Raw genomic sequence first — 26,095 nt, 5'->3', positions numbered from 1 at the left:
GAAACTATAATTACTTTATTTCTTATGTTAAAGAGGACTACGAATGTTTGATAAAAACTGCACAATTGCCAACTTTGATGATCAACTTTGGCAGGCAATAGAAGCTGAAAAAAAACGACAAGAAGAACATATTGAGCTTATTGCCTCGGAAAATTATGCAAGTCCTCGTGTAATGGAAGCGCAAGGTTCTGTTTTAACGAATAAATACGCTGAAGGTTATCCTAGTAAGCGCTATTACGGTGGTTGTGAATATGTTGATATTGCTGAGTCTTTGGCTATTGAGCGAGCAAAAAAATTATTTAAAGCTGATTATGTAAACGTACAGCCACATTCAGGTTCGCAAGCAAATGCCGCAGTTATGATGGCTCTCTTAAAACCAGGTGATTTAGTAATGGGAATGGCTTTACCTCATGGTGGTCACTTAACACACGGTTCAAAAGTTAATTTCTCCGGTAAATTATATCAAGCCATCGAATATGGCCTGGATGTTAAAACAGGTTTAATTGATTACGATGCCTTAGAGCAAGCAGCAAAGGCGCACAAACCTAAATTGATTATAGCTGGGTTTTCAGCCTACTCCCAACATTTAGATTGGGTAAGATTTCGCTCAATTGCTGATTCAGTGGGTGCTTATCTATTAGCCGATATGGCCCATGTAGCAGGCTTAGTAGCGGCAGAATTATATCCCTCCCCACTTCCTTATGCAGATGTTGTTACAACCACCACACACAAGACATTGCGTGGCCCGCGTGGAGGTTTAATTTTAGCCCGCTCTAATGAAGTAATTGAGAAAAAATTAAACTCAGCTGTCTTTCCAGGGATGCAGGGTGGGCCATTGATGCATGTTATTGCAGCTAAAGCCGTTGCTTTGGCTGAAGCTCTTCAACCTGAGTTTAAAGTTTATCAACAGCAAGTGTTAGCCAATGCCAAAGAAATGGCAAACGTTTTAATTAACAGAGGTTATTCAATTGTATCTGGCGGAACACAAAATCATTTATTATTGGTTGATTTAATTGAAAAAAACCTAACAGGTAAAGAAGCAGATGCAGCTTTAGGTAAAGCAAATATTACCGTAAATAAAAACTCTGTACCCAATGATCCAAAATCTCCCTTTGTAACAAGTGGTTTGCGTTTAGGCACGCCAGCTGTCACCACGAGAGGCTTTAAGGAAAAAGAAATAAGAATGATTAGTGATTGGATTTGTGATATTCTTGATGATCCTAACAATGGAGAGATTCTTCAACAAGTTAAGAATCAAGTTTTACAATTATGTCATGACTTCCCAGTTTACTCTAGCTAACTGATTATTATGTATTGTCCCTTTTGCCATGCACAAGAAACTAAGGTGATTGATTCTCGCTTAGTTGCAGAAGGCGCGCAAGTGCGACGCCGAAGGCAATGCTTGCTATGTCATGAACGTTTTACGACGTTTGAGACAGCTGAGTTAATTATGCCAGCAATTATTAAGCGTGATGGTCGCAGAGAATCTTTTAATATAGATAATTTACGTTCTGGTATGCAAAGAGCGCTAGAAAAAAGACCAGTTAGTGTCGATTTAAGAGAGGCTGCTATTGCGAATATCTTACAAGATATTCGCCGGCGGGGCGAACGTGAAATAGAGGCTAGTTTAGTGGGAGAGCTAGTCATGAAACAATTATATAATCTTGATCATGTTGCTTATGTGCGCTTTGCATCGGTTTATAAGCGATTTAAAGACATAAGTGACTTTAGACAAGCAATTGATGAAATGAAAGATGATGATTAAGAGGTAATGGTGGAGAAACACGCTATCCGTGGTAAACGTCGTGCAAGAAGGCTTGTATTACAAGCTTTATATCAATGGTTAATGTCAGGACATGAGCTTTCAGAAATTGAAACGCAATTTCGCATTATAAATAACATGGATAAAGTTGATTCTGAATATTTTTGTCGTCTTTTATATGGTATTCCTAAATCTTTACAAGTGATTGAAGAAAATTTTTCGCCTTTCTTGGATATTCCGATTAGCCATTTAAATCCAATAGAATTAACTATTTTACGACTAAGCACTTATGAGTTAATTTTTTGCCCTGAAATTCCTTATCGTGTTGTCCTTGATGAGGCAGTGTCGTTAGCTAAAGAGTATGGTGCTCAAGATGGGCACCGATTTGTAAATGGGGTACTTAATAAATTAGCTAAGCAGGTGCGTAGCGCTGAAATTAATTTAAAATCATGAACGAGTTTGAATTAATTGACTCATTTTTTAAAAAGGGCGCTGCTAATCGCCACGATGTTATCTTTGGAATTGGTGATGACGCTGCTTGTCTAGAAGTCCCAGTTGGATATCACTTGCTAGTTAGCACTGATACGTTAGTTGCGGAAGTTCATTTTTTAAGTAGCTGGGATCCTTATGCCATTGCCTGGAAAGCTGTGATGGTCAATGTCAGTGATATGGCTGCCATGGCTGCAGAGCCATGTTGGATGTCACTTGCACTAACTTTGCCTAATTTAGATTTAAAATGGTTGGAGCGTTTTGCTGAAGGATTACATGCTGCTTTAAAGCAATATAATATTGCGTTAATAGGCGGTGATACCACTCGGGGTCCATTAAGCATGACATTAACAATCCATGGCTTAACGCCTTTAGGCAACGCAGTTAGACGCTCAGGTGCAAAACCAGGTGACGAGATTTGGGTCTCGGGTGAATTAGGTGCGGCAGCGCAAGCTGTTAAATTTTTAGATCATCAAAATCAACTAGAAGCTTTAGATTTTTCACAATTATTAAATAAATTACAATATCCTAAACCTAGGATAGATTTAATTCCTTTACTGCGAACTTATGCTACATCAGCAATTGATATTTCAGATGGTTTAAGTGGGGATCTTAATCATATTTGTGCAGAAAGTAATGTCGGCGCATGCTTAAACTTGTCCTCTATTCCTATTCATCCTTTAGTAAAAAAATATCAGGGAAAAAAAGCGATTCCGACGGCCTTACGAGGCGGGGATGATTATGAACTATGCTTCACTATACCCGCGAATCGACATCATGATTTTCTGCAAGCCTTAAAGAAATATGAATTAAATTGTTACCAAATTGGTATGATAGAAAATGAAAAGGGGCTGCGAGGTTGTTATAACGGACAAATCGACCCAATAAGCTCTCACGGTTACAGTCACTTTTAGGAATAAAATATGAGTGCAAACAGATTTTCATTGCGAGTATGGCAGGATCCCGTTTATTTTGTTGCCTTTGGGTTTGGAAGTGGTTTACTGCCTATTGCCCCTGGCACTTGGGGAACGCTTGCTGCTTTTCCATTATATTTGCTAATTAATAATTATTCTCTTCCCATTTATTTATTTATTATTTTTTTATTTTTTATACTTGGTATTTATGTCAGTGATAAAGTGGTGAAGGATTTGGGTGTAGATGATTATGGTGGTATTGTTTGGGATGAAGTTGTAGGTTATCTTTTAACCATGGCTGGTGCGCCCATAGGCTTTTTTTGGATGCTATCAGGTTTTATTCTGTTTCGTTTATTTGATATATGGAAGCCATTTCCTATTTCATTTATTGAACAACGCGTAAAAGGCGGATTAGGTGTGATGCTTGATGACATATTAGCAGCAGTGCCAGCATGTCTTATTCTAAAAAGTTTAGCTTGGACTTTTGGCCTATGAATGAAAATCATAAAGAACTTATTAATATTGGCTTAACTTTAGGTATTATCTGTTTAAGCTTATTTATTATTCATCGTTTTATACCCTCTATTATTTGGGCAGGCATTATTGTAATAGCCACTTATCCGTTATACCAACGTTGGCGTACTTTTTTCGGTAATCATGACAATTTATCTGCATTATTGTTTACAACAATATTAAGCTTGTTATTTTTACTACCTTTAAGTTGGTTAATTGGCTTACTTGTCAAGGAATTACAATTTTTTATTAATTATTTACAAATGCTCAATCGGGATGGCGGCGAGGCTCCTAATTTTATCAGACAATTTCCTATCATAAACAATGAATTAGTCAACTATTGGAATAATCATGTAGGGCAGCCAGGCAATGTACGAAGTCTCTTATCTAACATGCATTTGTCATTGACACCTGCAAGTTATTATATAAAACAAATTGGCGTAAATTTAGCTCATCGTGGTTTTCAAGTTGGTTTTACTATGCTTACCTTATTTTTCTTTTACCGAGATGGTGAAAAGTTACATGCACAAATTAATGAAGTAGGAAAATTTTGTTTAGGTAATCGCTGGTATCGTTACGCAGATCGTCTTCCTTCTGCTTTACGCTCAGTTGTGAATGGGACAGTCGTTGTTGGTTTAGGCGTGGGTGTATTAATGGGATTTTGTTACATGCTTGTCGGTTTGCCCGCACCAACCTTAATTGGCTTTATTACAGCCTTTGCAGCCATGATCCCCTTTGTCGTCCCTATTGTATTTATTATTGTTGCATTGGTTTTATTGTCTTCTGGTGGGTTGATTGCAGCCATTGTAGTGGTGATTTGGGGTACTATTGTTATGTTCGTTGCTGATCATTTTATCAAACCCGTTTTAATTGGCGGCGCTATTAAGCTGCCATTTTTAGCCGTATTATTTGGTATTTTAGGTGGCGTTGAGACCCTCGGTTTATTAGGCCTATTTTTAGGTCCCATTATAATGGTTTTATTAGTTACCCTTTGGCAGGAACCTACTCTTGGTAAACCTAAATATGAGTTAAGGGTAAAGCGCTCGTTAGAACAACCATAAATTAATAATTTCTTATTTAAAAATTTGCTAATAAATTTTACCCACTTGTAATTTAACTATTTGCCCCCATCTAAATAACGTTTAGAATAAAATGGCCTACAGAATAGAGAGAGGGGGGGTTATGAATAAGAATTGGCCAACCAAGGAAAAAGATATTTATGTAGCAGAGCAAATTATGGAGGAATATGCCAGCCAAAATAATAGTGAATCATTGGGTTTATTTGAGCTGTTTGTTAACCCTGAAGAAAAACGAATGAATTTTAGGCTGTCTAATTGGGTAATTATGTTAGCTGAGCACTTTAAAACCGCTTATGGTGAAGCGCAAGGTGATTTTGTCACTAGAAAGGTCATTACTCGGTGTTTGGTAAATGGACAAACTCTACATTAAAATATAAATTAATTTCATTTGCTTTTAGAAATAGCTGTTTGGTGCTGTAAATGGTTTAACTGGGAAGTTAATAAATATTTCAGCACTAAAAAGTTATTGTAGGTATCAAAAATAACTTAAATATTTATCATGGTTTTTCTTATATTCTGGTCCTTTTAAGTATTTTTCTAATGCTCCATTGATTTCACTAAGTAACTCTGTCTTATTACGATTAATTGCAATTGCTATCCCGTAACCATAGTTAAAAGGCTGGCCTAGTGCTATTAATACATTTGATGACTGTTGCTGCCAATTCATCGCACTTGCATTATCCATAACTGCGATATCGATTTCTTCATCACCTAAAGAATCAATCATAAAATCAAATCTATCATATAAGGTAATTTGGGAATCTGGAACGCCCAGTGAATTAAGTAATTGAGGAAAAACGGTTCCTCTAACTGCGCCAATATTATACTCTTTTAAGGCGGCCAGATTAAAGGAAGCAGGTTTAACATTTCTATTGCTTAAAAATCGAGCTTGACTAGTTAAATAGGGTATCGAAAAGGATATATGTGTTGCTCGCTCAGGCGTTATAGTAATTGCACCAATTGCAGCATCTAACTCACCCTGTTCAACTTTACTTAATAAGTTTGTAAAAGGCATTGGATAATAGATGCACTTTCTATTCATTAACTGACAAACACCATCCATCATGGATATATCAAAGCCAAAAACTTGATTATTACCAGCTCGCATCACATACGGAGGATAAAAGTTATCAACGCCTACCCGTAAAGGTGGGGATTCTTCTGCAAAAGTAAAAACATTAACACATAATAGGAGCGTAAAAAGTAAAATCCTTTTCATAATAATTACCCTTATTACTTTTTATCAGTATAGCTTTAATCAGCTATCGGTACTAAGTACTAAAATTAGAGTTTAGCAAAATCTTAAGGTGTACTTTAATTTCTGCTGAAAGTATGACTATGATTAGTTAAAATTAACAAGCCCTCTTTTCAAAATGCCACTGATAGCTAATCTCGGCCGAAAAAAGGTCTTCAAAGCCTACCCCCATGTAGATGGGGATGCTCATGTACTTCATGACACGGTACTTTTCCAGACTTGTTTCGACCGACCTTGTCTCATTAATGCCAGTTTGGAAAAAGGTCTATTATTAAAATTGAAAGGTTAAGTGTGTTAATTATTCCTAAAATATTACAATCTAATTGTAGCTTATTTGATAAATATTTTTCTAATTTAGAGCATCCATTGCGTGATGCTGTAAAAACTTTGCTAGCAGTAAGTAATTATGCTGGTAAGCAAATTGAAATTTTAAAGTATTTACTTACTGAAGACGACTGGCAAAAACAACTTAATTTTATTGATTATAAGAATTCTTTGCAGCAACTACATACTAAAACAACCCAGCCTATTAATAAATTTATTCGTAATTTTAGACATTATCATTTCCTAAGACATCTCTTACGCGAGTTAAGCGGCTTAGCAACGGTTGAAGAAACAATGGCATCTTGGTCAGATTGTGCGGATGCTTTAATCTTGTTTACCTTAAATTATTGTATGCAGGAAATGACGCTCCGTTATGGCCATCCAGAAGATGAAGCAAGAAACCCGGTTGAACTTTATATTTTAGCAATGGGTAAACTGGGGGGACAAGAATTAAATTACTCCTCTGATATTGATTTAATTATGGCCTTTTCTGCATCTGGTTATACTACTGGAGTACAGCAAGTTGATAATCAGTATTTCTTTACTAAAGTAGTCCAGTTATTTATCCAATTAATGCAGAATGTAACTGAAGATGGTTTTGTTTTTCGAGTAGATTTACGACTGAGACCTAATGGTGAAAGCGGAGCACTTGTGTCTTCCTTAGCAGCCATGGAGACCTATTATCAAGAGCAAGGGCGGGACTGGGAGCGTTATGCCATGGTAAAAGCGCGCTTAATAAGTGCATCTCCAGCTTTACGTGCTCAATGGTTTCAAAGATTAATTACGCCTTTTGTTTATAGACGTTATATTGATTTTAGTGTCATAGAATCCCTGCGCAGTATGAAAGCTATGATTGAACGTGAAGTGCAATTAAATCCTACGTTAGATGATATAAAAAGAGGATTTGGTGGCATTCGAGAAGTTGAATTTATTGTTCAGAGTATTCAATTAATTCGAGGCGGACGTATACCTAGATTACAACAACCTAATCTGGTAAAAGCACTTTCAGTCTTAAAAGAAGAGCAACTTCTTTCCCGATCAGATGTGTTAACACAAGCCTATTTATTTTTAAGAAAACTCGAAAATTGCTTACAAAGTGAAAATGATCAGCAAATACATGCGCTACCTACAGAACCTATCAAGCAAGCTAAAATAGCCTTAGCTATGGGTTTTGTAAGCTGGGATTCTTTACTACAAATAGTACAGCGCTTTAGAAAAATTATACGCAATCTCTTTCTTTCTGTGTTAAAGCAAGCAATTGATTACGATGACAGTGACAAGCTATTAGATTCCCAGTTAAACAATGTTTGGCAAGGTCATGCTGAAAGTACCATGGCTATTAATCTGCTAACTAGTTTAGGCTATCAAGATGCAGAACGTTGTTATCAATTATTATCGAACTTTCGACATGGCCCTCGTTGTCGGCGTCTTAATCAAGCCGCTCGGTTAAGACTTGATCGTTTCATGACTCTACTTTTAAGAGAGCTTGCGAATGTTGCAAATACTAGCGAAGTATTACTTAATGTGATTCATTTATTGGAAAATATTGTAACTCGCAGTGCTTATATAACGTTATTTACTGAAAATCCACAAGCATTAAGAGAGTTATTTATCTGGTTTAATAATAGTGCTTTTATCAGAGGGTTATTAGTTAACCATCCATTTTTGTTAGAAATTTTATTAGATCAAGGACAAGAATGGCAGCCAGTTTCACGTACACAACTACAAGAGCAATTACAAAAGCAATTGTTAGAAAGTAATGATCTTGAGCTGCAAGAAGAAATATTACGGCAATTTAAATTAACTAATTGGCTGTTAATTGCACGGGCTGAACAGCAGGGTAATGTTAGTGCGTTGCAAAGTGCTTATTTCCTTTCCATGGTAGCTGAAGTTATTGTTGAACAAGTTGTTAAACTAGCCCTCATAGACTTAGGTAAACGTTATCCACAAATCCCAGAGATTAAATCAAATTTTGCTATTATTGCTTATGGTAAATTAGGTAGTCAGGAAATGAATTATAATTCTGACCTAGATTTGGTATTCATTTATGATAATCAATTACAAGAAGAAAGTTTGGTCACACGCCTTACCCAGAAAATTTTGCATATGTTAACAACTCGTTCGCAATCAGGACTTCTTTATAAAGTAGATACTCGTTTAAGACCTTCAGGTGAAGCAGGATTGTTAGTAAGTGCCATAAAATCATTTATCGACTATCAAAAAAATCAGGCTTGGCTTTGGGAGCATCAAGCATTAATTCGGGCGCGCGTTATTTTTGGCAATACAACTATTCATTCTCAATTTAAAAATTTAAAACAAAGTATATTATTGATTGAACGGCCTAAGGAATGGGTTTTTAATGAGATAAAAGCCATGCGTCAAAAAATAAATCGCCATCTTAAAGGCGAAGATGAGATTAAATATACGCCCGGTGGCTTAATCGATCTGGAATTTTTTGTCCAATTTCTTATTCTTACAAATCCGACTCACGAATTAAGTAGGGAGACTAATACATTGAGTTTAATTAAAAAACTAGCTGAATGTAGAGTGATTGAAGCAGATGTATTTAAAATACTTACTAGTGCTTATAAGCTTTACCATAAAGTATTACATCAAAATATTTTAGCTTCCTCTAAAGTTATAAATTACCAAGATAAATGTAAGGAGATTTTAGCAATTGTTAATTTTCATTAAACTATCTACCTAGTTTTTCATAGAAGATTATACAAACTCGCCATATAAATCATAATCATCGCTATCGACAATATTAATATCCACAAAGTTCCCAACTGCTAAATTATCATTAGGGGGTAAATACACTAAACCGTCAATTTCAGGTGCATCACTTTTACTGCGGGCAATAATATGTTCGGGTGTAATTTCATCAATCAAAACGGTTTGTCGCGAACCAATTTTTTCTCTTAATTTTTGATAGCTAATTTCAGCCTGAACTTGCATAAAACGATGATAGCGCTCTTCTTTTATATCTTCTGAAATAGGAAAGGCTAATTCATTTGCTTGGGCACCTTCAACAGGTGAGTATTTAAAGCAGCCAACTCTATCAAGTTTTGCCTCTATAAGAAAATCGAGTAATTCCTCAAATTCTGCTTCAGTTTCACCTGGGAAACCCACAATAAAGGTTGAACGTAATGTAATGTCGGGGCAGATTTCACGCCAATGGTTAATTCGTGATAGTGTATTTTCTCGATTAGCAGGGCGCTTCATTGCTTTTAATACGCGTGCATTAGCATGCTGAAGGGGAATATCTAAATAAGGTAGAATCAAACCATCACGCATTAGAGGAATAATTTCATCCACATGCGGATAAGGGTAAACATAATGTAGACGAATCCAAATACCAAGTTCACCGAGTTGTTGGCACAAATCATAAAAGCGGGTAGTTAATTTTTTACCTTGCCATTCTATCGATTGATAACGGGTATCTATACCGTAAGCACTCGTATCTTGCGATATAATTAAAATTTCTTTTACGCCTGCTTCTTTGAGTCGCTGTGCTTCAGTAAGTACTTGAGTTAAGGAATAACTTTGCAGTTTCCCTCGCATAGTAGGAATAATACAAAAAGTACACTTTTGATTGCAGCCTTCGGAAATTTTTAAATAAGCATAATGCCTTGGGGTAAGTTTAATTCCTTGAGGTGGTATAAGCTGTGTGAAGGGATTTTTAGGCGGCGGTAAATGTTGATGTACAGCACTAACTACTTCTTCATAAGCATGAGCGCCACTAATATGAAGTACCTCAGGACAAGCTTCTCGGATTACATCCGCTTTAGCGCCTAAGCAGCCAGTTACAATAACGCGGCCATTTTCAACCATTGCTTCTTTAATAGTCTCAAGGGACTCTGTAACTGCAGCGTCAATAAATCCACAGGTATTAATAACAACGACACCAGCATTTTGATAAGTGGAAACCAACTCATATCCTTGCGCGCGTAGTTGGGTAATAATTCTTTCAGAATCAACTAATGCTTTAGGACAACCTAGACTAACAAAACCTACTTTATGATTCATCTAACTTAATAGCTCTATAAACGCCTATATTAAATGGGCTTCTTGTAAAAAAAGTGGATAATTATATCTTTTTTAGTCTAAAGATGTCTATTTTGCAAAACTATTTTTCTCTCATATTTATATAGGCACTGAAAGTAGGTTGGGCTAAACGAAGTGCAGCCCAACAAATTATGATTAGGTTAAACCTTATAACTGAAGATGTTGGGCTGCGCGATGATTAGCCCAGCCTACTCCTGCTAAAATTTGGCAGATAGATACCTGCCTTCGCGGGTATGACAAAAAACTTAGTAGCCAATACTGTCATACCCGCGAAGGCGGGTATCCATTTTTAGGCTAGCACGAAGTAAGTTAAGCTGGCAGCAACCTACATTTGTTTATTAAATTGTTAATCATTTGCCTATATAACAATGTAAAAAAACAAAATTGAGCCCATACTTAATAAGATTTAGTAAAAAAATTAATCAACATCACTTTATTTTAAAAAAAGAAATTATTTAAAATAAACAATAGCTTAAGACATTAAGTTTTGTTTTTAAGATTTTAATATAAGGATCTGGTTTATGAAAAGAGGGCCATTTTTATATTTTCTTTTTATTTTAATAGCCATGTTTATAACTAACATTACTTTCGCTGATCCACCTGATCGTGTTGCTCGTATTAGTTTTATGGATAATGTAGTAAGTTTTCTTCCTGCTGGTGCAAATCGTTGGGTAAAAGCTAAATTAAATAGGCCTCTTATTGTAGGGGATAGTCTTTGGATAGATTTAGACTCTAAGGTTGAGCTTCAACTTGGTTTAAGTGCGCTTAGGCAAGGTCCCCAAACTTACATGAAGATATTAAATCTTAATAGTACCGTTGGTCAATTTAAACTTACCCAAGGTACTCTAATCTTAAGCATACGTTATATTAAGCCTCAACAATTTTATGAAATTGACACGCCAAATCTAGCCTTTGTCATTCGTCAGCCTGGCTATTATCGAATTGATGTAACTAAACAGGCAACTACGGTTACTGTGCGTAAGGGAAGTGCAATCGTTTATGGCCGCAAGAACGCCTATAAGATGACTTTAGGACGTATTTGTAAATTTTGGGGCACGAATTTAGGACGTTTTCAATGTGCTGCCATTGGTCCAACGGATAGTTTTGATAAATGGAGCTTAGCTCGTGATCAACGCCTTATAGAGGTCAAAACATATGTTTCTACATCTATGATAGGTTATGAAGATCTTACTTATTATGGTAAATGGATAGTTACTAAGAAATATGGCCGGGCTTGGGTCCCAAATCGCATAAGTTCTGACTGGGTGCCTTATCGAGTAGGTCAATGGACTTGGGTTCGTTCTTGGGGATGGACGTGGGTAGATGACCAACCTTGGGGATTTGCTCCTTTCCATTATGGCCGCTGGGCTTTTGCGGAAAGACGCTGGATTTGGGTCCCAGGCCCTGCCAATATTGAGCCTATTTATGCACCTGCGCTCGTTGCTTTTGTGGGTGGTCGCAATTATCCACTCAATCTTGCCGCTGGAAGACGAGGCATAGCCTGGTTCCCTTTAGGTCCTGGGGATGTGTATATTCCACCTTATCCAGTCAGCCAGGCCTACTTTACTCAGCTTAATTTGGGCAATACCTATATTAATCAGAATTACTTGACAACTATTTACAATAATCCTAATACAGTCATTAACTATCAGAATATAAATATTAATAACGGTATAACAGCTGTACCTGTTCAGGCATTTGTATCTTCAAGGCCTGTAAGTCAAGCGTTAGTTGATGTTCCTGCTGCACAAATTATGCAAGCGCCCAAAACCCCGATTGCAGCTATTGCTCCTGAATCTGAAAGCTTATTGGGGAGCGCAGATGCAAAAACAGCACAACCTGCATCTGCTATTGAAAATCAGCCAGCTGTTGCTATAACGCCACCACCTGCGCCACCAGCTCCCTTTACCCAAGAGCAAAAATTATTAAATAAAGATCCAGGCAAGCCGTTGGCAACAGAAGATTTGCAAAACTTGCAACCCGCAAAAGAAGCAACACCACAAATAGATAATAGCGAGATAAACGTCATTAAGCCAGAAGAAAAACCAAAATTAATAAATGAAGACAATATGAAATCGGAAGATGGCGATATTAAAGATGATAAAACTGACGTTCAGCAAAAAGATAATATTGTTCAACCAGCAGAGGTAACTGATAAGCCTGCTCAACAGCCTGAGGAAGTCCCTACACCTACTGATGTTAAACCAACTGAGCAGCCTGATACAGTAACACAACCTGAAGTAATAACAGCACCTGATAGTCAGCAGCCAGGCGATATAAAATCGCAAGATAGTATTCAGGAGCAAGAATCCCAACCTGTTGTAACAGAACCTACTGAGCAAGCCCCTGCGCAAACTGAAGAGGCTGGGTCTACAGGAGGAGATGTTGTTGACCCTAATATCGAACGGAATAATACCGCGCCTTCTACAGAAGAAACGATTCAGCCTGAAGAAATTCATCAACCTCAGGAAGTTATCCAACCCGGTGTTAGCCAGGATAATGCAAATCCGGCTGAGGAATCTATACAGCCAGAGCAAGTAACTCAACCACAAGTTAATCAAATGGATACAACTGCTCCAGTAGAAACGACAACAACGCCAGAGGCTACTCAACCTGGTTTTGTTGAGCCTCAGGGAGTAATCAATCAGCCCGGTTCAGTACAAACTAATCCAGCCGCACCTGGAGAAATGACTATACAGCCTGATATGCCGATTGAAAATCAGCCTACAGAGATAACTACTCCTACTAATAGTATGCCTGGCGAACCTCAACAAATTCAACAACAAGAAGTTATTCAGCCTGCTCAGCCCGTAGATAATTTACAAATGCCAGTTACCACTCCGCCGGAAACAACTATTCAACCTGGTACAATAATGGAGCCTGGTGTGCCGCAGCCGCAGCAAGCTCCTCCACCTTAAACTTTTAGGTAGTCTTTTTTACCTAATTTTGATGAGCTTCTATAAACTAATTTTCTAGGCTCACTTGTGCTTGTACACTTTGTAAGCGTTTAATAAAGGTCTGACTATTTATTTCGCCTACTAAGCGGGAATGTTCTAGCTCATCACCCTCTTTATTAAAAAATAAGAAGGTAGGTGGAGCAACAACATTATATTTACGCATTAGCGCCTGATTAGCTGTATTGTTGGCAGTAATGTCAGCTCTTAAAACAACAAAGTTTTTTAGAAGGGCTTTAACCTCTGGACTTTGTAGGACGTTAGCCTCAATAAATTGGCAAGTTACGCACCAATCAGCGTAAAAATCCAGGATAACTGGTTTGCCTTGGGCATTTGCAATGGCTTGCTCAATTTCTCCAATTGATTTAACTGGTTGATAGCCAATCTCGTTATTTTCTTTTGCTTGAGACCAGGATGCTAAAGGTTGTAAGGGGTTAGTTCCTCCCATACTTGCACCAACTAAAATCAATAATCCATAAACGAGAAGGATGAGGCCTAACCCTTGGCAGAATTTTGTATAATTAGTAGTTGCACGGACTAAAGCACCTAGGTAAATACCAGAAAAAATAAATAAAGCTGCCCATAAGATCATACTGAGGATGCCAGGTAAAATCCTACTTAAAAGGTAAATAGCAACGCCAAGCAATAAAACACCAAAAAAAGATTTAACCGTGTTCATCCAAAGACCTGCTTTTGGTAATAAGCGGCCAGCAGAAGTTCCAATTAAAATGAGTGGTGCTCCCATGCCGAGGCTTAAGAAAAATAAACTTAAGCTGCCGAAAATAACATTGCCTGTGTTAGCAATATAGCCAAGCACACCAATGAGAGGCGCTGTTACACAAGGCGATAATATTAAAGTCGATAAACACCCCATAATCGCTGCACTTAAATAATGCCCACTTGTTTGACGGCGGTTTAATTGTGCTAATTTACTTTGCCAAATAACGGGTAACTTTAGTTCAAAAAAGCCAAACATAGACAGGGACAATAAGACAAAAAGAAGACTAAAAAAACCAACGGCCCAGGGTGATTGCATAACGATTTGTAAGTTACTGCCTAATAAAGAAACAAGTGCACCTACTATGGCATAGGTTACTGACATGCTTAATACATAACTTAACGATAAACGAAATGCTTTACCTGTTGTTATTGTTTTACTATGGCCTACAATAATTCCAGAGAGAACTGGAATCATAGGTAAAATACAGGGTGTAAAGGATAATAATAATCCAAAACCAAAAAAAATAAGAAGAGTCATCCCAAGATTGTGATTATAAAAAATGGAATCATAATTAGTATTATTTTCTTCGGTAAGCGTAGGGCTATCTTCAGAGCTCGTATCTTGGAATAATTCAGCACTACTTAAAGATAAATCATTGGCAATCGTTAATTTTATTTGCTTATTTTGCGGTGGATAGCAAAAACCGTCATCTGCACAACCTTGGTAATGTAGGTTAATCAGTGTTTCACCTGGTTCTTTGCCTAAAACACCAATAGGGAGATCTAATTGATTGCGGTAAACGGTATAAGTTCTACCTTGTAAATCAGTTTTAGTTAAGGTAGGTGGAAAGGGGATATCACCTAATTGAACATTACTGTTATCTGGTACATTGATACTGATTCGATCGCTGTATAAAAAATATCCGGGTTTAATATCCCATTTAATTAAAAACTGGTTAGGATTAAGGCGACTCACGTGCACTTGAAAGATATCTTTCACTGGTAAAGGTTCTGCAAAGCAAAGAATAGAAAATAGGTAGCTTAAGGTAAATAAAAGCCATTTTTTCATGAATACCTCTGAAAGATTGCTATACAGTTTTCCATTGTAGTGCGAGCAGTAAAAAAACCAAAATTTTTTTATCTCTCCCCCTTGAAATAAATATACTTGCCCCCATATGGCTGTCATCGGTAATTCATACCTTAAGTGGATTACTAAAAGGTCAGAGTAATCTGAAAATTATAGGTGATTAACCAATCAGGAGAGAGAAGTATGAAAATTCGTCCTTTGAACGATCGAGTCGTTGTTCGTCGTCTGGAAGAAGAACGTACCACAGCTGGTGGTATTGTCATTCCCGATAGTGCTACAGAAAAACCTATGCGTGGAAAAGTTATTGCAGTTGGCGCAGGTAAATACTTAGACAATGGTGATGTTCGAGCATTAGCTGTTAAAGTTGATGATATTGTTCTGTTTGGTAAATACTCTGGTACAGAAGTAAAAGTTGATGGTGAAGAATTAGTCGTTATGCGTGAAGAGGATATCTTCGGCGTAATTGAAAAGTAAGCAAACGAATTATAGGAGACTTAAATGGCTAAAGAATTACGTTTTGGTGACTCAGCACGTCAGAAAATTCTTGCTGGTGCAAATGGTTTAGCTGACGCTGTACGTGTAACTATGGGTCCACGCGGTCGAAATGTTGTTATCGAACGCTCTTTTGGTGCACCTACTATTACTAAAGACGGTGTGTCAGTTGCAAAAGAAATTGAATTTGAAGAACGCTTTGAAAACATGGGCGCTCAAATGTTAAAAGAAGTTGCTTCTAAAACATCTGATGCTGCTGGTGATGGTACAACGACTGCTACGGTACTTGCTTGTTCAATTATGGTTGAAGGCCATAAAGCTGTTGCTGCTGGTATGAATCCAATGGATTTAAAACGTGGTATTGATAAAGCAGTAACTGCTATTACTAAGCAATTACAATCAATGTCAAAACCATGTAAAGATAGCAAAGCAATTGCACAAGTAGGAACTATTTCTGCAAACTCTGATGAAGCAATTGGTGCAATTATCGCTGAAGCGATGGAAAAAGTTGGCAAAGAAGGTGTCATCACTGTTGAAGATGGTAACGGTCTTGAAAATGAATTATCTGTTGTTGAAGGTATGCAGTTTGATCGTGGCTATATCTCTCCATACTTTATTAACAACCAACAAAATATGAGTGCTGAGCTTGAGCATCCATTCATTTTATTAGTTGATAAGAAAATTTCTACTATTCGCGATATGTTATCTGTTTTAGAAAGCGTTGCGAAATCTGGTCGTCCTTTATTAATTATCGCTGAAGATGTTGAAGGCGAAGCATTAGCAACATTAGTTGTTAACAACATGCGCGGTATCGTTAAAGTATGTGCTGTAAAAGCGCCTGGCTTTGGTGATCGTCGTAAAGCAATGTTACAAGATATTGCTATTCTAACGAATGCTCAAGTTATTTCTGAAGAAATTGGTAAGAGCTTAGAAGCAGCTACTTTAGAAGATTTAGGTACTGCAAAACGAGTTGTAGTGACTAAAGAGAATACAACCATCATTGATGGTGAAGGCCAAGCTGCAGACATCAATGCGCGTATTACTCAAATTCGTGCTCAAATGGAAGAAACAACTTCTGATTATGATCGCGAAAAATTACAAGAGCGCGTTGCTAAACTAGCTGGTGGTGTTGCGGTAATTAAAGTTGGTGCTGCAACTGAAGTTGAAATGAAAGAGAAGAAAGCACGTGTTGAAGACGCTCTTCATGCAACTAGAGCAGCTGTTGAAGAAGGTATCGTTGCTGGTGGAGGCGTTGCCTTAATTCGTGCTCAAAAAGCTTTAGAAGGCTTAAAAGGTGATAACACTGACCAAGACATGGGTATTAATATCCTTCGTCGTGCTATTGAATCACCTCTACGTCAAATCGTTTCTAACGCTGGTTATGAAGCGTCTGTAGTTGTTAATAAAGTCGGTGAGAGCAAAGATAATTTTGGCTTTAATGCAGCAACTGGTGAATATGGTGATATGATTGAGTTTGGTATCTTAGATCCAACTAAAGTAACCCGTACTGCATTACAAAATGCTGCATCTATTGCTAGCTTAATGCTTACTACAGAGTGCATGATCGCCGATTTACCTAAGAAAGGTGATGCTGGTGCTATGGACGCTGGTGCTATGGGCGGCATGGGCGGCATGGGTGGCATGGGCGGTATGATGTAAGCCTTCCCAACCCTAATAAAAACCCGCCTTTGGCGGGTTTTTTTTTTTTTTTTTAAAGTTAACTAGATTATATTGTTATAGCAATATAATTTAATTTAGTTAGGAATTAAGAAAGACTACAGTCGGGTAAGCTCTCTTTGTCCTCTTCTTTCTCTTCCTTACCCGTATTTTTAGTACCCTTAAGCTCCTCATTAAAGAACCCTAATTTATTTAATTTTTGCGTAAAGTTGGCTAGTTCAGTCTCTAAGCCTTGTACTTGTAGTAAGCTTTGTAATAAGTTATCTTCCACAAAAGATAAATCCAATTCTCTCAGTACATTTAAGGGTAGCTGTTTTGTAATGAGTTCTATTCTACTTTCGACTTCCTCTTTGCTTTTAATGAGTTGATGAACATGTTTATTTCTCTTACCTACAAACATCCCTTTAGAACGTAACTCTAGTGTAATATCAATTAGTGTATCAATTTCATCAAATAGCTCTGAAAGCAGCTGAAAATTCTCAAGCGCTGCTTCTTTTAGTTCATCGTAATCACAATCAACCTGCTCAATACTTAATAAAGTTTCTTGAATTTTTTTAAAATCTGCCTCGACAATCGAATTTAGAGAGAGACCCTTATATGCACGTCGATTTTTCTTTAATTTTTGCAATAATGCTTGAATTTTTCTCTCGGCCCTTTGTCTTGAATTGACAATATCGTGATCAACTTGTAGCTGAGCTATTAAGGATGGTGATGTAATTTTAGAAACAATTTGCGACAAATCTCTAAATGTTTTTCTAGTTGAGCGATTAAAAAGCTGTTTAGCAATGCCAATTTCGCCGAGCATTTGTTGATAAACTAAAATAGCATTATCAATTTTAGTAAGTTCCTTTTGATCTATAACTTGTTTTTTATAAGCTTGCATAGCGGTGATAAGTTGCTGGTAAAAGGCTTTATTATCGAGCGTTAAATCTGCAGTTTTTTCTAAGGCAGAGTAAAAAGGGTGCACTGGTTGACTGGACAAAACAATATGGGCTAAAGGTGCCTTGCCTGTAGAAATCGGTAACATTAAGTTACCTCCTCCTTTAATAAGCTCAGCAAAGCAGTTTATCAAATTATCGTCTTTGTTGCGTTCCTGCATACAGTAAATCAAAGCATTAGGATAGTTTATGTTACCTACAGTAAATTCATAGTTATTAACTGGAATATGAAGATTCTTAATAAGAAAATCTAACAACTTAGAATTACGATGCTTTAAACTAAAGGCATAAATATTTGAATTTAGAAGATAATAAAAAGCCTGTAATGATTGCGCTTTTTCAAATTGGTTAGTAATAAGGGCAGTTTGTAATAAGGGGTAAGCTGCTTTTTCAATATCAGTTTCAATTTTTTTTAATTTTTCAATTTCTGCAAAAGATAAATTCCAATTATTTAAATCAAATAAGTAAATTTTATGAATAATATTATTCATAAAATTAATTTTATCTTCATCTTGTTTGCACTTTTGAAAACGTTCATAGATGACGAGAATTTCGTTAAGAAGTAGGGTAGATTCGGAAAGTTTTTGGTTATTTGATGATTTTTGTGAATTAGAAGAATTTTGAGTTGAACTTTTGGGGTTAGATTCAGGATCTAAAAAATCTTCTCGTTCATCAGTAGATGAAGCTGTCTTTATAGTAGATTGATGAATAAGTGCTTTTGAGAATTTATCAAAGTAAGTTTGTAATCGAGACCACTTGATATGATCTGTAATTTGATACAAATAATTAAGAATAGGTTTAATTTCTGCAGTCTTTTCTAAATATAATTTTTGATTTTGCAGTAGGTTTGATGATGTTTGCTGAAGTGTTTTTTCAATTTTAGAGTATTTTACTTCTAATGATTGAACAATAATACCTTGTTCTTTGCGTAGTTGCTGAAGGTATGGCAAACCAAGCTGGAGAATAGTTTGTACTAAACTTTCTAATTCAGCAGGCATCTTTGCTTTAGTAAATTGACCTGATTCTTCTATATAATCCCAAGTTGGCTAACATGCTAAAACATCGTTATTATTTAAAAAGATATGGAGGCGGTAAGTCGCACCTACTTTGTTTTGCCAGATTGCCGTAAAGTGGCTTGGCCCTAAGGCAGGGTTTTTAGAATCCAATTCTTCATAAATACTAAGATGAGCTTCATTAAGTAGCCAATTATCATTTAATGCAAATTGTTCAATAGGTAGAGCGAGACGATAATAATTTTTACTATCTAATGTGATATCTTTAAAAGGTACAATTTTATTTTTTAATTTAAAATCAGGCTGTTGAACTAATTTATATTGTAAGGTGCTGTATAAACTATTGACCTTCATATCTTTCGCCTCAAATAAATTCGCAATGAATCGGAAATATAAATTAAGAATTAGATTTAAACAATATAAATTATCTTGATATAAAGGGGAGATTTAAAAGCAATACCTATTATTGTAAAATTAATTAAAAAATTTTAATAAAAATAACTATTTTTTTCTCCTTTTTTCTAACTAGCAATTATAATTAATTATAGGTTTAACTAATTTATAATTTTTTATGAAAGAAAAAGCACTTAAGGAAACCATTGAAGAAGACCAGGTACATTTAGAACGTTTAAAATCTATAGAGGAGTTGATCAAAATAACCCCATTTAAAGTTGAGGATTATAGCTTTATATCTAACGGCGGTGGCGCAAATATATGTTTTGAAGATGGAACCGAAAAATTAGTTCCAAAGGGTGTAGCAATAATCTATAACTTATTAAAAAGTAAAGATAAATCGGCCAAAGAGCAGCTAAGTTTGATAAAAACCGTGGCGGAAAATGTGCATACTGCAGCACCTAGCAATCAGCAATTTTATCAAACTATTATTGAGAAAAAGTATTCTTAAATATAGCTTTGGAAGGAATCATTATAAAGTCGCCAACTGAGCTGATTTTTCACGCTCCCAATATTTAAGGGGAGATAAATCAGGCTTAGCCATAGCTGCGACGGGTAAATAGAATGTTTGCTCTAATAGAAATTGGCCACTTAATGCTGCATGAGAAACGTGATCGGTAAATACCAGCCATGTACTTTGAGCAGCAAAATCAAAAGATGTCTTTTTCACAGTTTGCTGATAACTTTCATCTAATTTCATGCGATCATGCAATTGTAATTGATAATGATCATAAGCTGATCGTAGTGTTTTGGTTACTTTAATAAGCTTTAATAATTTTGCTGTTGAGGCTCGATAATTTGGAATTTGTTTGGCAAAGCGTTGCATTACCTGTTCAAAAGGTTCTCCTAAATGCCAAACACGAGGTTCCCCAAAAGGATTAATATTACAAAAAACACGTAAAATTCTTAAGCCATTAACTGGCGTGGCTGCAAAAGAATCCACATGTAATCTTGTATCATCCTTCCGTTTAGACGTAGAACGGCCTAAAATTTGCGCTGGCCTGTAGCTAGTTCTGCCCCACTGTAGGTGAGATCGGTATTGCGGTAATAATGTATTAACTAATACTCTGGCGAAATTAGCATATTGTTGCATAAATTCTGTTAGTTCAATTTTTAATTTAAATGAATTAGGTCCTTGCTTTTTAACACCACTTAAATCTTTTGTACGATAATCAAAGCTAATATTTTTCCGCTTGCCATCCAAAATAGCTTCGGTTAATAAATTATTGACACTTGGAAAATTAAAGAAATAAGCAGGAAAATAAACAACTTTTCCAGCCTCAAGTGATTGTAAGCTTATTTGTTGGGTAGCATTATTAATCTGGTTTAAATCCATAACTGGTACAGTATAAAGTTGCTCATCCATTATCTAGCTCTTTCTAAAAAGATGAAAAAATCTATTATACTTGATATTTATTATTTAGGGTGATAGTAACAATAGAATTAAGCTGTATAGTTACCATTTCTATAGGAAAGTTATTAGAAATAGAGAAAAGAATTAACTACTTCTATCTCAAGAAGAGGCATTAAATTTAAGATAATCTCTTGCCTATGGCTATATCATTGTAGTGATTTCTTATAGCCTTCTTGTATTAAAGGCACAACAAAAAACATGATCATTGCTGCAAATATCAGATAGAAACTTGGGGCTAGAGGATTATTAGTTTTTTCAATAAGATAAGTTGCAACGAGCGGTGCTGTACCACCAAAGACTGCATTAGAAAGATTATAAGGAAAAGACATTGCAGTATAACGAATATTCGTTCCTACTAGTTCTACTAGCGTGGCAGGAATAGCTGCATAAGCAAAGCTAACTAATATAGCAAACATCACTTGAGCTAATAATACAGATATAAAGGTCGTATGCTGGATTAATAGAAATAAAGGATAGGAAAGAAGGCCAAATCCTATAGCACCTGTTAATAAAACAGGCTTGCGTCCAATTATATCAGATAATAAGCCTATCAAAGGAATTACAAGAATGATTACTAACATACTGATAGTATTAATCGTAAGGCTTCGGTGTAATGACATACCTAAGATTTCAGTCATATAAGAAGGTAAATAAACAAATAGGAGATAAAAGCTCATTGCAGGTAAAAATACCAGTGCAGTTGAAATGACCATGGGTTGTGCTGCAACTTTAAAGGCTTGATTAACTGGGTTAATTAAGATTTGCTGTCTGTTTTTGATAGTAACAAAATTGGGTGTTTCTGGCATACGTAGCCTAAAATACAGCCCTACAGCACCTAACAATAGCCCGGCAATAAATGGAATACGCCAGCCCCAGCTAATAAGATCTTGTTGAGAAAGGAGAGCGTTAAATAATGCCGTTACCCCTGAGCCTAATAATAACCCTGCAAAGGCACTAAACATAGCCCAACTGCCAAACATGCCACGGCGATTGGCTGGAGAATGTTCAGTAATATAAACAATAGATCCACAAAATTCACCGCCAACAGCTAATCCTTGTAATAAGCGACAGATAAGTAGTAATATTCCTGCAAAAATACCCATCTGTTGATAGGTAGGTAATAAGCCAATCAGGGTGGTAGGTATAGCCATCAAAATGATAGATGCTGCTAATGTTTTCTTTCTACCATTGCGATCACCAAAATAACCAAATAATAATGCTCCTATTGGACGCATTATAAACCCAGTTGCAAATACACCAAACGTTGCTAATAAGGATAACAATTTATCAGAAGTAGGGAAAAAAAGTTTAGCAATAATAGGGGCGAAATAACCATATAGTGAAAAGTCATACCATTCAAGAATATTACCTAGGATGCCAGGTAAAATTAATTTAGAAAGACTTGCACGCTCATCTTTGGGAATCATCCTACCCATATTTTTAAATTAGTCCATTAATTATAAATTGAATATAGCATTCTCATTTATTAAAGAAAATCTGCTTTTAAAGTGGGAGGAGAGAGTAATTGGATTATTAGCTTTCAATCTTTATTATAAATAACCCTAATGATAACAATATAAATAATTGATTTTTAAATATCATTTATTTGTTCTATGCTTAAACTCATCATTATCGTTTATTATTAAGGAGATTGACATGAAAGAAGTTATTAGTCAGCTTTCTATATTATTAGCAGATACTTATGCCTTATATTTAAAGACTCAAAATTATCATTGGCATGTGCGAGGGCCTCAGTTTAAAGCATTACATGAACTTTTTGAAAATCAGTATCAAGAACTTGCTGAAGCAGTAGATGAAGTTGCTGAACGTATCCTAATATTAGGACATAAAGCGCCTGCTACATTTAATGAATTTAATCGTTTAAAGCGGGTAAAAGATGGCGATTCAAGCCTTTCAGCAAATGAAATGGTGAAGGAATTAGCCCAAGATAACGGAACTTTAATTAAAGATTTAAATCAATCCTTAAAGATAGCACAAGATCAAGCAGATGAAGGGACCGTAACTTTACTAAGCGATCGTATTGCTGCTCATGAAAAAGCTCGATGGATGTTGGCTGCTTCTGCCGATGCATAATCATTTCTCATTATTTAACGCCCCCTGTGCAAGCAGGGGGATGAATCACTAATAGTTATTTTAGTTGAATTATTATCTAGGTTATAATAGCCCCAAAGTTGTTTAATTAGTTTAGTTAATATAGTGCACGCCAATCGTAGGCTGTAGTAATGTAATATTGGGGTGTTTTTTTTGTATTTCTTGCTTTATTTCTTAAAAAGAAGATGTTCAAAAATTAATTGATGTTGCCTTATATTTTGGTAAGTAAAAAATGCAGTTAAGCACTGATAGTAAAACAATCTTACGAGTAAGCAAGGATGATATTACTTCTGATGGCATTTTTCACCTTCCTGCAGGAGTCACCTTCATTGATGATAGCGCATTTGAAAATTGCATCGATTTACGCAAATTAGTAATTTCTAATGGTGTAATCTCTATTGGTCATTGGGCGTTCTATGGTTGTAATAAATTACAAACATTGGAAATACCTATTAGTATAGCGTCAATAGGTAAGGATGTATTTGCTGGCTGTATGGACTTAGCTTATATTATTATTGCTAGTAATAATTCAGCTGAGGTAGATCGTATTACTGCATTACTCCCCGAATGGTTCAAAAAGAAAGTTATTACTCAAGAGCTATTTAATAAATTCATTTGCTTTCGTGATAAACAATTAGCTCGATTAACTTAAACCCCTCAAATTAATCAACTTTATCGTTTTTTTAATGAAGGGACTAGGTTTGTATCTAGAAGCATCATAAAAACTAAGAAAAACAACTTATTGAAAAAGATTGTAGTAAGTTGTCAAATGATATATTTCGGCACCTAAATAAAATATTAAGAAATAATAATTCTTATTACTGCAAAGCTGAAGCATTAATTGAGCGTCAACCTTGGCCTAAATCCAAAAAGGAATTGAAGGAGTATAAAAAGAAAGTAAAGGATATAGTTGATGATTGTATTGATCATGCATTTAAAGCAACTCAGCCTATATTAACTTGAATATAACAGAGATATTTTTCATTTGGAAAACAGGATAGTGTGTTTATCAAGTTAACTTTTTTAATAAAAATTGATATGTGAAGGACGACATAGGTTGTGATTGTAATTTCTGAAGGAATTACAATCACCCCCATTGATTTAAATATATTTTATTGACTTCCTATTTCTAAATTATCTTGCCCCTGAAGTATATTAACTTCATCTACAGTCTGTGTATCTGTTTCTTGCCAAAAAGTAGCAAAATTGTTGCTCATAATTTTAGCAGGCGTAGCAATTGTAGCCGGCGTGGCAATTTTAGCAGGCGTAGCAGGTATCTGCGTTGTTTCAGAACCTTCGATTATATTTAGAACTTGGTTATTATTAGTTTGGATATTTGTGTTTACTTCATCATTGTAATTATTGTTATTGCCTGTTTTGTGCTCATTGCTTGATGGCTTATCTATACTTATGTTTAATTCTGTTTTCTTAAGCTTCGGTATACCTGGTTGTAGGTCTTTTTGGATATTTTTTTTATTCTCATAGGTTTGGGCCGCCCAATAAAAAAATGAAATAACTTTAAGCTAACTTCTATTTCTCCTATATTGCCTATATGAGCAGCATCGGGCGGTAAACCATGTATGGTAACTTTAGGATGAAATTGCGTTCCAATTATGGGAGCTCCATATTCTGCTTCAAGTGCTTCAATTAATTCACTGTCACTAGACCAAGCTGTTACAATTAAAAACATACCTAACTGGTTAACAACTTGTTTATGAGCTCCAAAAAAATTTCTCTCCAAGGTTTTGGAATTAGAAAAGGAATTTTTTTCATTAAATTTAAAAATTTAACCTAAAAGGGATTGGATGTTGAAAATGATTTTGTCATACGAACGAAATCCCTGTCTTCCTAGTTCGTTCTCGCTTAAAGGCCTAACAGTACAGCCGCTATAAACAGCAAGTGCTTGATGTCCACCACAAACTCCCAAGATAGGCATACCTCTCTGGGTAGCTACATGTATTAAGGCTAATTCCGCAATTGTTCGCGAAAAGTCATACAGTTCATTTGTATTGCGTGCTTCATTAAATAGATGCGGATCAATCATGGCCGTGTTTCCTGACAATGCTAAACACGATACATTATTTAGAAGTTCACTAGCCATATATTTAGTATGTGCAAAAAGCTTATTACGACCTTCAGGAGTAGTATACGCTGCGGTAAATTTCTCCATGGGTATGGCTCTCATTATTTCTCTATAATCAGCCTCAATAACTTCAAAATTTGCTGAAGTAAACAATTTCATCAAAGAAAAAACACTAACTCCACCAACTTCGGGACTAAACGTTACAGCAACTTTAATTTTAGTCATGTTAGAAATAAATTTAAATTGGAAGGTTTGCGATTATAATGATTGATAATTAATCTAATATTAAGAGTTGATAGTGTAAAAAGATCATTTTTGTACTTAATTAGCTTTAAAACTTAATTAAGGCTGATTTCATTGGCTTTAGGATGAGTAAAAATGCTAGACAAAGTTAAAGCCTAAGCTAAGGTTACTTGAATTATTTTTATTGATTTAAGAATTACTCCTAAGTTACTAAGATATCTTTTGAGAATAAATTTTTTAAAATAGGGTAGAGTACTTCTAAGTAAAGTTAGTCGGTGTCGCGAAATGATCTAGACGAGCAGGTCGAAAGGCGTAAGGGTTAATTATTGATTTTAATTTTGCAGACTATATCATGCAGGCTTAAAAAACAAAGCTCTTTATTGCATTTATTGTAACGAGTTTTATAAAAAGAAGAAGCATGAGTTTAGATGTAGCTGGGTTTGATAAAGAAGTAAGCGGAGGCGAGGTTGTTATTAAGGTCGCTGATGATCATCGGCTTGTACGG

Annotated in this window: 23 protein-coding genes; 14 read left to right on the top strand and 9 right to left on the bottom strand. The window is 35.8% G+C overall.

Annotated features, from left to right (window positions below):
* Positions 1–43 precede the first annotated feature (43 nt).
* The 7 genes from glyA to E1P04_RS07105 all read left to right on the top strand — a co-directional run bounded on the left by glyA (position 44) and on the right by E1P04_RS07105 (position 5,127).
* A complete protein-coding gene (gene glyA / locus E1P04_RS07135) occupies positions 44–1,300 on the top strand; it encodes a serine hydroxymethyltransferase (RefSeq protein ID WP_131782241.1) in 1,257 nt (418 codons plus the stop codon).
* Positions 1,301–1,309: 9 nt separating this feature from the next.
* Complete coding sequence (gene nrdR / locus E1P04_RS07130; RefSeq protein WP_131782240.1) at positions 1,310–1,765, top strand: transcriptional regulator NrdR; 456 nt, start codon at positions 1,310–1,312, stop codon at positions 1,763–1,765.
* Between the two features lie 9 nt (positions 1,766–1,774).
* Entirely contained in the window at positions 1,775–2,215 is a 441-nt protein-coding gene (gene nusB, locus E1P04_RS07125) for a transcription antitermination factor NusB (protein ID WP_131782490.1), read from the top strand.
* A complete protein-coding gene (gene thiL / locus E1P04_RS07120; RefSeq protein ID WP_131782239.1) occupies positions 2,212–3,165 on the top strand; it encodes a thiamine-phosphate kinase in 954 nt (317 codons plus the stop codon). Before nusB ends, thiL begins: the two co-directional genes overlap by 4 nt.
* A 9-nt stretch (positions 3,166–3,174) precedes the next feature.
* Positions 3,175–3,660: a phosphatidylglycerophosphatase A family protein gene (locus E1P04_RS07115; protein WP_131782238.1), complete on the top strand. Its 486-nt coding sequence runs from the start codon at positions 3,175–3,177 to the stop codon at positions 3,658–3,660.
* Positions 3,657–4,739 (top strand): AI-2E family transporter, encoded by a 1,083-nt coding sequence (locus E1P04_RS07110; RefSeq protein WP_131782237.1) that lies wholly within the window; start codon positions 3,657–3,659, stop codon positions 4,737–4,739. The genes E1P04_RS07115 and E1P04_RS07110 overlap by 4 nt, the downstream gene beginning before the upstream one ends.
* A 121-nt stretch (positions 4,740–4,860) precedes the next feature.
* A complete protein-coding gene (locus tag E1P04_RS07105; protein ID WP_131782236.1) occupies positions 4,861–5,127 on the top strand; it encodes a hypothetical protein in 267 nt (88 codons plus the stop codon).
* A 105-nt stretch (positions 5,128–5,232) separates the two neighbouring features.
* On the opposite strand, the gene E1P04_RS07100 is transcribed toward E1P04_RS07105, so the two are convergent.
* Positions 5,233–5,976, bottom strand: a complete 744-nt coding sequence (locus tag E1P04_RS07100; protein WP_131782235.1) for a transporter substrate-binding domain-containing protein — start codon at positions 5,974–5,976, stop codon at positions 5,233–5,235.
* Between the two features lie 327 nt (positions 5,977–6,303).
* Here E1P04_RS07100 and glnE point away from each other — a divergent pair, with 327 nt between their 5' ends.
* Positions 6,304–9,030 carry a bifunctional [glutamate--ammonia ligase]-adenylyl-L-tyrosine phosphorylase/[glutamate--ammonia-ligase] adenylyltransferase gene (glnE, locus tag E1P04_RS07095; protein WP_207385996.1) on the top strand — a complete coding sequence of 909 codons (2,727 nt, stop codon included), beginning with the start codon at positions 6,304–6,306 and terminating at the stop codon, positions 9,028–9,030.
* 27 nt (positions 9,031–9,057) lie between these two features.
* On the opposite strand, the gene rimO is transcribed toward glnE, so the two are convergent.
* Entirely contained in the window at positions 9,058–10,365 is a 1,308-nt protein-coding gene (gene rimO, locus E1P04_RS07090; protein ID WP_131782233.1) for a 30S ribosomal protein S12 methylthiotransferase RimO, read from the bottom strand.
* Between the two features lie 560 nt (positions 10,366–10,925).
* Here rimO and E1P04_RS07085 point away from each other — a divergent pair.
* Positions 10,926–13,322 (top strand): DUF6600 domain-containing protein, encoded by a 2,397-nt coding sequence (locus E1P04_RS07085; RefSeq protein ID WP_131782232.1) that lies wholly within the window; start codon positions 10,926–10,928, stop codon positions 13,320–13,322.
* 46 nt (positions 13,323–13,368) lie between these two features.
* Here the strand turns inward: E1P04_RS07085 and dsbD are convergent, their stop codons facing one another.
* Complete coding sequence (gene dsbD / locus E1P04_RS07080) at positions 13,369–15,147, bottom strand: protein-disulfide reductase DsbD (RefSeq protein WP_131782231.1); 1,779 nt, start codon at positions 15,145–15,147, stop codon at positions 13,369–13,371.
* 201 nt (positions 15,148–15,348) lie between these two features.
* Here dsbD and groES point away from each other — a divergent pair, with 201 nt between their 5' ends.
* Both groES and groL read left to right on the top strand, forming a co-directional pair.
* A complete protein-coding gene (gene groES / locus E1P04_RS07075; protein ID WP_131782230.1) occupies positions 15,349–15,639 on the top strand; it encodes a co-chaperone GroES in 291 nt (96 codons plus the stop codon).
* A gap of 24 nt (positions 15,640–15,663) precedes the next feature.
* Positions 15,664–17,316, top strand: coding sequence for a chaperonin GroEL (gene groL, locus E1P04_RS07070; RefSeq protein ID WP_131782229.1), 1,653 nt, complete (start codon positions 15,664–15,666; stop codon positions 17,314–17,316).
* A 106-nt stretch (positions 17,317–17,422) separates the two neighbouring features.
* On the opposite strand, the gene E1P04_RS07065 is transcribed toward groL, so the two are convergent.
* Entirely contained in the window at positions 17,423–19,270 is a 1,848-nt protein-coding gene (locus E1P04_RS07065) for a hypothetical protein (RefSeq protein ID WP_131782228.1), read from the bottom strand.
* A 48-nt stretch (positions 19,271–19,318) separates the two neighbouring features.
* On the bottom strand, positions 19,319–19,639 hold the full coding sequence (locus tag E1P04_RS07060; RefSeq protein ID WP_131782227.1) for a hypothetical protein: 321 nt from the start codon (positions 19,637–19,639) through the stop codon (positions 19,319–19,321).
* 217 nt (positions 19,640–19,856) lie between these two features.
* Here E1P04_RS07060 and E1P04_RS07055 point away from each other — a divergent pair, with 217 nt between their 5' ends.
* Complete coding sequence (locus tag E1P04_RS07055) at positions 19,857–20,189, top strand: hypothetical protein (protein ID WP_131782226.1); 333 nt, start codon at positions 19,857–19,859, stop codon at positions 20,187–20,189.
* Positions 20,190–20,210: 21 nt separating this feature from the next.
* On the opposite strand, the gene kdoO is transcribed toward E1P04_RS07055, so the two are convergent.
* The gene (gene kdoO / locus E1P04_RS07050; protein WP_131782225.1) at positions 20,211–21,104 is read right to left on the bottom strand and encodes a Kdo hydroxylase KdoO; all 894 of its coding nucleotides are present in this window, start codon (positions 21,102–21,104) and stop codon (positions 20,211–20,213) included.
* A 194-nt stretch (positions 21,105–21,298) separates the two neighbouring features.
* A complete protein-coding gene (locus E1P04_RS07045) occupies positions 21,299–22,588 on the bottom strand; it encodes an MFS transporter (RefSeq protein WP_131782224.1) in 1,290 nt (429 codons plus the stop codon).
* A 220-nt stretch (positions 22,589–22,808) separates the two neighbouring features.
* Here E1P04_RS07045 and E1P04_RS07040 point away from each other — a divergent pair, with 220 nt between their 5' ends.
* Positions 22,809–23,246, top strand: coding sequence for a Dps family protein (locus tag E1P04_RS07040; protein WP_131782223.1), 438 nt, complete (start codon positions 22,809–22,811; stop codon positions 23,244–23,246).
* A 250-nt stretch (positions 23,247–23,496) separates the two neighbouring features.
* Complete coding sequence (locus E1P04_RS07035) at positions 23,497–23,916, top strand: leucine-rich repeat domain-containing protein (protein ID WP_131782222.1); 420 nt, start codon at positions 23,497–23,499, stop codon at positions 23,914–23,916.
* A 762-nt stretch (positions 23,917–24,678) separates the two neighbouring features.
* On the opposite strand, the gene E1P04_RS18375 is transcribed toward E1P04_RS07035, so the two are convergent.
* Positions 24,679–25,005, bottom strand: coding sequence for a gamma-glutamyl-gamma-aminobutyrate hydrolase family protein (locus E1P04_RS18375; protein ID WP_131782221.1), 327 nt, complete (start codon positions 25,003–25,005; stop codon positions 24,679–24,681).
* A gap of 45 nt (positions 25,006–25,050) precedes the next feature.
* The gene (locus tag E1P04_RS18370; protein ID WP_131782220.1) at positions 25,051–25,572 is read right to left on the bottom strand and encodes a gamma-glutamyl-gamma-aminobutyrate hydrolase family protein; all 522 of its coding nucleotides are present in this window, start codon (positions 25,570–25,572) and stop codon (positions 25,051–25,053) included.
* Positions 25,573–26,095: the final 523 nt, after the last annotated feature.

Origin of the sequence: Legionella gresilensis (assembly GCF_900639865.1) — a bacterium.
In the GTDB taxonomy this organism is placed as follows: Bacteria; Pseudomonadota; Gammaproteobacteria; order Legionellales; family Legionellaceae; genus Legionella_C; species Legionella_C gresilensis.
Note: the sequence above shows the minus strand (reverse complement) of the source record. Positions and strands in the feature narration are given on the sequence as shown.